The 2,916-nt window shown below is 49.4% G+C and carries 2 protein-coding genes; one reads left to right on the forward strand and one right to left on the reverse strand.

What is annotated here, in order from left to right; all coding sequences use genetic code 11:
* The first annotated feature begins 75 nt into the window (after window positions 1-75).
* Entirely contained in the window at window positions 76-1,899 is a 1,824-nt protein-coding gene (locus VE954_RS02155; RefSeq protein ID WP_324949183.1) for a hypothetical protein, read from the forward strand.
* Here the strand turns inward: VE954_RS02155 and VE954_RS02160 are convergent.
* On the reverse strand, window positions 1,882-2,877 hold the full coding sequence (locus VE954_RS02160) for a transposase (protein WP_324949185.1): 996 nt from the start codon (window positions 2,875-2,877) through the stop codon (window positions 1,882-1,884). The genes VE954_RS02155 and VE954_RS02160 overlap by 18 nt on opposite strands.
* Window positions 2,878-2,916: the final 39 nt, after the last annotated feature.

Here is a 2,916-nt window from a genome sequence, read left to right on the forward strand (position 1 = left end):
GGCGGGTGTTGCAGATCCTTTTTCCTTCAATCCACATATTGCGTCAAGCCGGACATGCTCATTCAAAAATATTGAATGCGGGACTATCAGATTTGGGACCATGCGGGATCTGTCAAGTCAGGCAGGTTCTCGACGGCCCACCTTATAGATACTATCCTGATCGCATGGAATCCCGTTTACGATGAATTCCTGCTGACCATTGAAACGTTTACCGAAGGCTACAAATACTACCTCTGTTCGGCCCAATCTGCGGAACCCTGCCAGACCGTACCCTTTGATTTGGTCCAGGGGACTTCCTTGCATGGGTTTGGATGGTCAAGCCAGGGACAATACCTCAGCATCAGCAAAATCAACTTGAAACCTGAAGACAGCAGAAGCGCCATTCAAGTCTACGAAAGGCATGGTTTCGGAAATTTTAAATTAGTTCAGTCGTTCCCAGAAACCCTCGCCAGCGCGTTCGTAAAAGACACAATAAGGGACAGTGAATATCTCGTCCTTTATGATGACAAGGGATTCTCCTACTGGGATCCGCGATCGGATCAGTGGACACGAAAGCCCGATCTTCCCAATTACACCTTGCACGAGAATTTAAGCGGTGCCTTGAGTTCGACAAGACACCTCCTCGTGCGCTGGGATCCCTTCCATATTTACGCCAGTGAAATAAATTCGAAGTACTTCAGGTTCCATTTCTTCGATGGCGCTCTGCACTATAACTTCGTCGATGCGCTTCCCCTCAATCCTGGCGATTTCGTAGCGCAGGAAAGTGGCTGCAAGGGGTTTCGGCCAGCAAGCATGCAGGGCAGCGATACCTTCTGCGTGCAGGCCGATGTCATGCGTTTCCCCAATGTTCCATTTGAGGTCGCAGGAGGGACGTCTTGGATGTATGCTGCCTTTAACCAGGGCGGGGTCGGGGTTTCTAACGACACTGTCATGCATCACTTCGCTGCAGAGACAGCTCTAAAATCACATGCGACAGGGTTGAATGTCACTCACCCCCCCGGAAGACGCGCCTTGCGCTGGCTTGATCACGAGCAACTGGTGATAGCCGGCGACAATGAGAATCAAGTGAAAGCACAGCTCTTCAACACGAGGACCCGGGAACTTTCCGATTACCCTTACGAACCCAAGGGTGAACATCCATTCCAGTGGAACGGCCGCACTTACAGCGGGGTCCACAATTTTGCCGAGGGTGGCCGTTCCGTCGTTTTCCCTGAATTAGGTGAGCGATCATCGCCTCTGGTCCTGGACGTCGTGGAGGAGTCGGCGGAGCATGGCAGTCTTTTCACCGATGGCCTGCAGACATTCTTCGTCGCCCGCACAAAAAATACCCTTCAGGTCTATCAACTGGAGGAGCAAGGATTCGCTTTGATCCAAAAGATTCCACAAGACTCAAGTTCACGATCGTATGTCGTCTGGACCGACGACGGGCGTTACATCCTTCAATATGAAACTAGAAAGGCCCGACTCTACGAGAGGAAGGGGCGTAACATCACTTTCGTCTCTGAATTGGAGAACCCCGATCAGTACGCGTCCTGCATAAAGACTGATCCCATCCTCAAACATAGAGTAGTCCTAAGCTTGCAAGGCCGATTTGTATGTGCAGATACGGAGAAGGTCTCTCTCATTGATCCCAAGTCGGGAGACTCAACCCTGATCCATCTTGGAAAACGCTTAACTGATGATCGGATCAGCGACTGGCGCCTTTCTCCCGATAAGCGGACGCTGGCCGTCATGGACAATTCTGGCAGGATCATGCTGTTCCCCACGCAAGCGGCTGAGCAGAGGAAAGAACTTTGCCTCTATCTGAAGGATCTATTCACAAGTTCGAATATCTTTGATCATCATTCGGATTTTACGCCAGAGGATCGAAAGCTTTGTGAGTCAACTACCAGCCCCTAAAGGAGCTGGCATGTGAATGCCGAATCCTTTGGAAGATGGCTTCGGACTGCAAGGACTTGAGCCCCATGCAGTTTTCCTTGGCCGGAAGACTCGGCCCATAGAGACTATCCGGGCTATAACCTCAGACTCGTCCTTGCCTTTGCTCTTTTTCACATTTGAAAAAAGATGCTTTCTCAAAATGTTGAGTGCGCCATTGACATCGGCATTCAATGCCCTGCCTGTGCTGGATTTATACAGGCCCCGGTGTTTTCTTCGACCCATGTATTTTTCATGCTTTTCGATGGTTTCGAGAGCAAGTGAGTCGCAACTGGAGGTATAGCTTTCCTCCTGCACCCTGAATTCAATTCCGTACCTTGCGGCCTTGTACTTTACGTAGTCCAAAAACCTCCTGTGCGGGATGCAAACGAACTTTTGATTGTTGGCAGAACCTATATTGACCTCGTGCTTCCACCCCTCGTTATAACCTGCAACAATGCAGCTGATGCCGTTTTCCACAGCATATTCGATAAGGTTATGGCTCATCTTATGGATGATATCCTGGATTCTTCTGTTTCTTTTTAAAGTGGAATTTGTCAACTCCTCCCGGAGTCTTTCCTTTCTCCACTTATCCTCTGTCAGGTCCATTTCAGATTGAAGGCGGGCCTTGTTTTTGTTCCATTGCCTGTTGACTGATTTCATTTCCAGACCGGAAAGAATAAAGGCATCACCTAAAGTGCTGGCGGCCGTGCAAAAGTTACTGACGCCAGGGTCGAGCGCAAGAGTATTGTCCCCAGGTTGAGGCGAGGCTGCTTCAAGTGCCGTTTCCTCATATTTGATATGGAGGTCAAATCTTCCATATCCGAGCGGCCCGATCTCAAGCGTTTTGATGGACCTGTTCGTAACAAAATTCGAGACGGAAAGATAAAGGTATCCATCCCTGATCTGAAACCTGTTTTTGTGATATTTCGATAGACTCAGTCTGATTTTTCCATCCTGCACCTGAAAAGCGCGGGCATTGAAAATCAGATTGAAAAGACC

It is taken from the genome of Oligoflexus sp., from assembly GCF_035638955.1.
Classification (GTDB): domain Bacteria; phylum Bdellovibrionota_B; class Oligoflexia; order Oligoflexales; family Oligoflexaceae; genus Oligoflexus.